5 protein-coding genes are annotated in these 6,545 nt (G+C 75.6%); 2 read left to right on the forward strand and 3 right to left on the reverse strand.

Annotated features, from left to right (window positions below):
* Nucleotides 1–56: 56 nt before the first annotated feature.
* Both purH and purN read right to left on the reverse strand, forming a co-directional pair.
* Nucleotides 57–1,649 (reverse strand): bifunctional phosphoribosylaminoimidazolecarboxamide formyltransferase/IMP cyclohydrolase, encoded by a 1,593-nt coding sequence (gene purH / locus ACFWAR_RS38975; RefSeq protein ID WP_385788357.1) that lies wholly within the window; start codon nt 1,647–1,649, stop codon nt 57–59.
* Nucleotides 1,646–2,245: a phosphoribosylglycinamide formyltransferase gene (gene purN, locus ACFWAR_RS38980; protein ID WP_385788360.1), complete on the reverse strand. Its 600-nt coding sequence runs from the start codon at nt 2,243–2,245 to the stop codon at nt 1,646–1,648. The genes purH and purN overlap by 4 nt, the downstream gene beginning before the upstream one ends.
* Before the next feature lie 253 nt (nt 2,246–2,498).
* Here purN and ACFWAR_RS38985 point away from each other — a divergent pair, with 253 nt between their 5' ends.
* Nucleotides 2,499–3,149, forward strand: a complete 651-nt coding sequence (locus ACFWAR_RS38985; RefSeq protein WP_385788363.1) for a hypothetical protein — start codon at nt 2,499–2,501, stop codon at nt 3,147–3,149.
* Between the two features lie 43 nt (nt 3,150–3,192).
* Here the strand turns inward: ACFWAR_RS38985 and ACFWAR_RS38990 are convergent, their stop codons facing one another.
* On the reverse strand, nt 3,193–4,905 hold the full coding sequence (locus tag ACFWAR_RS38990; RefSeq protein WP_385788366.1) for a DUF6350 family protein: 1,713 nt from the start codon (nt 4,903–4,905) through the stop codon (nt 3,193–3,195).
* 119 nt (nt 4,906–5,024) lie between these two features.
* Between ACFWAR_RS38990 and ACFWAR_RS38995 the strand changes: the two genes are divergently transcribed.
* Nucleotides 5,025–6,488, forward strand: a complete 1,464-nt coding sequence (locus tag ACFWAR_RS38995; RefSeq protein ID WP_385788369.1) for a helix-turn-helix domain-containing protein — start codon at nt 5,025–5,027, stop codon at nt 6,486–6,488.
* Nucleotides 6,489–6,545: the final 57 nt, after the last annotated feature.

Below are 6,545 nucleotides of genomic sequence, written 5' to 3' on the forward strand. Positions count from 1 at the left end.
GCCGCGTCCCGCACTCGCTGCGGGACGCGGCCTTCGCCGTTCTCACCTCTGTGGGATCAGTGGAAGAAGTGGCGCGTCCCGGTGAAGTACATCGTGACGCCCGCCTTCTGCGCGGCCTCGATGACCTGCTCGTCACGGACCGAGCCGCCCGGCTGCACCACGGCCTTGATGCCCGCGGCGGTCAGGATCTCCAGCCCGTCGGGGAAGGGGAAGAAGGCGTCCGACGCGGCGTACGAACCCTGCGCGCGCTCGGCTCCGGCCCGCTCGACGGCGAGCTTCGCGGAGTCCACGCGGTTGACCTGGCCCATGCCGACGCCGACCGAGGCACGGTCCTTGGCCAGCAGGATCGCGTTCGACTTGACCGCGCGGCAGGCCGTCCAGGCGAAGGCCAGCTCGGCCAGTTCGTCCGCCGACAGGGCGTCACCGGTGGCGAGGGTCCAGTTCGCCGGGTCGTCGCCCTCGGCCTGGAAGAGGTCCGAGTGCTGGAGCAGCGCGCCCCCGCTGATCGGCTTGAGGTCGCCCGGCTGGTGCGGGGTGCCGTCCACCTTCAGGACGCGGATGTTCTTCTTCTTGGCGAGGACCTCCAGCGCGCCGTCCTCGTACGCCGGAGCGGCGATGACCTCGGTGAAGATCTCCGCGACCTGCTCGGCGAGCGCGACGGTGACCGGGCGGTTGACGGCGATCACGCCGCCGAAGGCCGACAGCGGGTCGCAGGCGTGCGCCTTGCGGTGCGCCTCGGCGACGTCGTCGCCGACCGCGATGCCGCACGGGTTGGCGTGCTTGATGATCGCGACACAGGGCTCGTCGTGGTCGTAGGCGGCCCGGCGGGCGGCCTCGGTGTCGACGTAGTTGTTGAAGGACATCTCCTTGCCGTGCAGCTGCTCGGCGTTGGCGAGCCCGCCCGGCTGGCCGTCCGTGTACAGCGCGGCGGCCTGGTGCGGGTTCTCGCCGTAGCGCAGGCTCGCCTTGCGGTCCCAGGCGCCGGCCAGGAACTCGGGGAGCACCGCGCCCTCTTCCGGAGCGTACGCATTCGTGAACCAGGAGGCCACGGCCACGTCGTAGGCGGCGGTGTGCTGGAAGGCCTCGGCCGCCAGCCGCTTGCGCGCGGTCAGGTCGAAACCGCCGCCCTGGGCCGCGGCGAGGACGTCGGCGTAGCGCGCGGGGCTGGTCACCACGGCGACCGACGGGTGGTTCTTGGCCGCGGCGCGGACCATCGAGGGGCCGCCGATGTCGATCTGCTCGACGCACTCGTCGGGGCTCGCGCCGGAGGCGACGGTCTCGCGGAAGGGGTACAGGTTGACGATCACCAGGTCGAAGGGCTCGACCTCCAGCTCGGCGAGCTGGCGACGGTGGTCCTCCAGGCGCAGGTCCGCGAGGATGCCCGCGTGCACGCGGGGGTGCAGGGTCTTGACCCGTCCGTCCAGGCACTCGGGGAAGCCGGTCAGCTCCTCGACCTTGGTGACGGGCACCCCGGCGGCGGCGATCTTCGAGGCGGTGGAGCCGGTGGAGACGAGCGTGACGCCCGCCTCGTGCAGGCCGCGGGCCAGCTCTTCCAGTCCCGTCTTGTCGTAGACGCTCACGAGCGCGCGCCGGATCGGCCGCTGGGTCGTCACGGGGTCGTTGCTCTCTGCGGTCTCTACGGCGGTCACTGGATTGTTACCTTTCGTCCCTCAATGCGGTAGCCGTGCCGGGCCAGGCGCCCCACGACATCGACGAGCAGCGTGCGCTCGACTTCCTTGATGCGCTCATGGAGAGCGGCTTCGTCGTCCTCGCCCAGGACCTCGACCACACCCTGGGCGATGATCGGACCGGTGTCCACGCCGGTGTCCACGAAGTGGACCGTGCACCCGGTGACCTTCGCGCCGTACGCGAGGGCGTCCCGTACGCCGTGCGCGCCGGGGAAGGCGGGCAGCAGGGCGGGGTGGGTGTTGATGAACCGGCCGCCGAAGCGGTCGATGAACCGCTCGCCCACGATCTTCATGAACCCGGCGGAGACCACCAGGTCCGGCTCGTGGGCGGCGGTGGCCTCGGTGAGCGCGGCGTCCCACTCCGCGCGGCTGGCGTAGCCCTTGACGGGACACACGAACGTGGGGATGCCGGCCTTCTCGGCCCGCTCCAGACCCACGATGTTCTCGCGGTCGGCCCCCACGGCGACGACTTCGGCGCCCAGATCGACGGCATCGAGCAGGGCCTGGAGGTTGGTGCCGGAGCCGGAGACCAGCACGACCAGGCGGGAGGCGGCCATGGGAGGCCCTTTCTTGCGGAATGCGGGTTTCGTCTTTGTACGGTCGTACGAAACTCGGGCACCCCGATATACGGGGGACCATACGAAGCCACCGACCGCCTGCAACGATACCGGCACACCGGACGGCCCCCGAGGGACGGGGGGACGACCTGCAGGTAGCGTCAGGCATACAAGCCGTTCACGGTCATTTACACCGGACACAGCAGCCACACGTCTCCCGCCACACCACCACACAGGGGAAGAAACGCACCCGATGCCGGACCGCCGTCAGCCCTCCTCTCCCACACCGCCGTCCGCGCCCGACGACTCCCGCCAGCAGGACAATCCCTTCGCGGCTCCCCCGGAGGGGCGGCCCGACCAGCCCTGGGCGCCGAGGCGCGGCGCGGACGAACAGGAACGCCGCGGCCGGGACGGCGGTGACGGCGGACCGGACGGCCTCGGGGGCGGCCCGGCCCGCTGGGACCCGTCCGACCCCGTCCAGCGGCGCGCCCGGTACGCCCTGCTCGCGGGCATGTGGGGCTTCTTCCTCGGCGTCTTCGGCATCCCGTCGGTGGGCCTGCTGCTGGGGGCGCTCGCGCTGTACTGGGGCGTGAGCGCGCTGCGCGCCAAGCGCCCCGAGCCCGCGGAGGCCACGGGCACGGCGGGCGCGGCCGCCGCGGCCCCGGCCGAGAGCGGCCTGGCCTCCCTGGGCCCGGCGGCCCGCCCCCAGCGCGCGGCCGCCATCAGCGGCCTGGTCACGGCGACGCTGGCGCTGGTCCTGGCCCTGGGCACCTACGGCCTGCAGATCGCGTACAAGGACTTCTACGTCTGCCGCGACGACGCCCTCACGCACACGGCCGAGCTCCAGTGCAACACCCAGCTCCCGAACAACTTCCTGGGCGACATCCTGAAGGTCCCCCAGTAGCCGATCGCCGGAGGGGAGCTTTCAGGGGTCCGGAGGGGACCGCTCACCCCTCGTCGGGCGGGACCCGCCGGGTCATGACCCGTGCGCCCACCACCGCCGGGGTCAGGTCACCCGCCCGCGGGACACCGGGAGCGTCCGGGGCGGGGTCGGCGGCCAGCTCGTCCAGGGCCACCCGCAGCGTCGCGGCCACCTCACCCCCGTCCGACGCCTCGACCTCCGGGGCCGGTGCGGGCACCGCCACGGGCACCGGGCCCGCGGCCTCGGCCCCGGCCCCGGTCGGCGCGGACGGGGTGACCGGGGCGACCGGGGCGACCGGGGCGACCGGCGGCGCAGGCGGCAGGGGGGTCCAAGGGGCCGGGAAATCCGGGACCAGGGTGCCCGCGGCCTTGCGGAGGGCCGCCCAGCGGAGGTCCCGCACGCCGCTGTCGTGCCAGCTGCCCGCCCGCTCGTCCCGCGACTCCCGCTCCGCCCGCGCCAACCGCATCGGACGCTCGCGCCACCCGTGCACCACCAGCGCCACCGGTACCGCCGCTCCCACCGTCCAGGCCGCCGCCGCGGCCGCGGTCGTCCACCACACCGGACCGAAGTCGGCCAGCTCCCGCGAGCCCAGCGGCCCCCCGGCGATCGCCGCGAGCCCGCCCAGCAGCATCCCGCACACCACCCCGCCCAGCGCCGCGGTCAGCGCGGTCTCCCCGTAGGAGACCTCCCGGGCCCGCCGCACCGCGAACCACCCCACCACCAGCCCGGCGGCCACCGGGATCACGCCCACCGCCCAGGTCAGCGGCGAGCCGGGCCCCTCCGGCGGCAGTCCCGCCAGCAGCGGGAAGCCCGGCATCGCGGGCGATCCGGCGAAGCCGAGCGGGGTCGCGGTCGCCCCGGTGCCCACGGCGAAGCCCGGCCCGAGCGCGTACGCCGCACCCCACACCGCCGCGTTCGGCACCAGCCCCAGCGCCACCAGCAGCACCGCGAAGCGGCCCGACCACACCCCGGTCAGCGACAGGAACGACGCCTGGACCTCCCCGGCGTGCCAGGCCAGCGAGGCCGCGAGCAGCAGCGCGCCCCCGCCGACGAGTACGAGCGCCCCCGCGCTCCCGGCCCGCAGCGCCAGCGCGTACCGGGGGCGCGTACAGGCCCTGCGCACGCCCCTCGGCACCCAGGCCGGCCAGCGCACGCCCGGGCGGCCCCGCGCGGCCCAGACCCCGGCGGCGGCCGAGACCACCGCGACCAGCGGCACGTGCCAGGCCGCGCTGAGCGGATCGGCGGGCACCGGCCCGCGGGCCGCGTACACGGTGGCGCCCGCCCCGACGGCGAGGTAGCCGCAGAGCACCGCGGCGAAGACCGTTCCGGCGGACAGCACCTCGCCCCCGGCCGCTCCGGCGCCGTCCTCGCCGCCGCCCCCGTCGTCGGTCGCGAGCCGCGCCGCCCGCCGCATGAGGAGGATGGGCAGGCCCAGCAGCAGCAAGGGAGTGATCCCCACCGGCGCCGGCACCCCGGACAAGGTGTCGTACCTGATCAGCTCGGTCCCGTGGGCGAGCAGCCACAGCCCGGCCGCCACGTGCAGGGCCCCGCCGGGGCCGCTGTCGGGGTACGGCGAGCTGATCCACAGCACGATGACGAGGACGGCGACGCAGCCGAGCCCCAGTCCGGCGGCCACGGCCCCGCCCAGCACGCACGCGGCGGCCGCCGGGGAACGGCGCCGCCCTCCTGAGCGCGGCGCCGCCGGCAAGGACGTCCCGCGTTCGGTCACTTGGGTCACCCCGCCATGGTGCCAACGACACGCGCTATGGGCGGGTAACAGGCGAATGCCCGTGGTGTCGCTCAATATACGTTTATGTACTTTTTCGCCCAGGACTGCCGGGTCGCGGGGAGTGTGGCATGACACAAAGCGTCGAGACGACCTCGGAGCTGGTCCTTCCCTCCCCGAAGGAACGCCGCAGACTGCGCGAGGCGGCCGAGCTGACCCATGACGACGTCGCCACCGCCGTCGGCGTGACCCCCTCCACGGTCCGCTCCTGGGAGACCGGCCGCACGGCCCCCCGGGGCCGCAAGCGCGAGGCCTACGTCAAGCTGCTGACCGGGGCGGACGCGGCCGAGGAGGGCGGCGGCGACGGCTCCCGCATCCCCCCGACCGGCGCCGCGGGCGATCCCGTGCACAACTCCGCGGCCGGGACGCCCGGCGCCGCCCTCCGCGTCGCCGGGGCGGTACGGGCCTTCGCCAAGGCCGGTGGCGCGGCGCGGCCCGCCGCGGCCCAGACCCGGCCCAAGGCCGCCGCCAAGCGGGCCGCGAAGCCCCCCGCCGGGTCGCCGGGGCACGAGGCCAGGGCCGCCGCCCCCACCGGGCACCGGTCCCCCCACCCGGCCCCGGCCGCCCCCGCCCACCCCCCGGAGCCGACCGCTCCGGCAGCCGCTCCCGCTCCCGCCGCCCGGCCCGACCCGGCGCCGGACGCCGCGCCGGAACCGGCCGCCGCGGCCGACTCCGACCCCGCCGCGCCCGGAACCGGGGACCGGCCGGAGCCGACGCCCCTCGCCCCCGCCGAAGCCTTCGACGCGCTCTACGGCTACGCCGCGCCCGCCCTCGTACGGCAGACGTACCTGCTCACCGGGCGCCGCGCCCTCGCCCGCGAGTCCGTCGAGCGCGCCTTCCACCAGGCCTGGCAGCAGTGGCCCGAGGTCGCCACCGACCCCGATCCCGTCGGATGGGTGCGCGCGGCGGCGTACGAGTACGCGCTCTCCCCCTGGCACCGGCTCGGGCGGGCGCACCGGCACCCCGACCAGCCGCCGGCCGAGCCCGCCGACCGCATCCTCATGGACGCGATGCTGTCGCTGCCCCCCGCCCACCGGCGCACCGTGCTGCTCTACGACGGCATCGGCCTCGACCTCCCGGACACCGCCGCCGAGACCGAGGCCAGCACCCCGACCGCCGGAAACCGGCTGGTCAACGCGCATGCCGAGCTGGCCGACCGGCTGCCCGAGCTGGTCGACGTAGCGCCGGAGAAGCAGTCGGCGCTGCTGCGCGAACGGCTGGGCTCGCTCGCGCCCGCCGTGTCCCTCGAACCGCGTCCGGCGGCGGACGTCCGGCGCACCTCGGAGCACCGCACCCGCTTCTGGACCCGCGCGGTCGTCGGGCTGACGGCGGCGATCGCGGCGGCGACCGCCTACACGGCCGTGACGGCGCCCACGCGGTACGAGCCGGTGCCCGCTCCCGGGGCCACCGTCGCGGGCGTTCCCGCCCCGCACAACGGTCCGCCGCGGCTCAGCGACGCGAGCAGGGAACTGCACGAGAAGCTCCGCACGGAGCCGGCCGCCGGTCCCCACCGGCTGCACCCGAAGGGCGAGTAGCCGACGCGGAAACGGGCGTGGGGGGCCCCCCCCCGGGGGGGGGGGCCCCCCCCCCCC

The organism is Streptomyces sp. NPDC059917 (genome assembly GCF_042730635.1).
Classification (GTDB): domain Bacteria; phylum Actinomycetota; class Actinomycetes; order Streptomycetales; family Streptomycetaceae; genus Streptomyces.

Coding starts and splice junctions, on each gene's coding strand:
- purN (WP_385788360.1), bottom strand. CDS start 2,245: ATGGCCGCCTCCCGCCTGGTCGTGCTGGTCTCCGGCTCCGGCACCAAC.
- ACFWAR_RS38985 (WP_385788363.1), top strand. CDS start 2,499: ATGCCGGACCGCCGTCAGCCCTCCTCTCCCACACCGCCGTCCGCGCCC.
- ACFWAR_RS38995 (WP_385788369.1), top strand. CDS start 5,025: ATGACACAAAGCGTCGAGACGACCTCGGAGCTGGTCCTTCCCTCCCCG.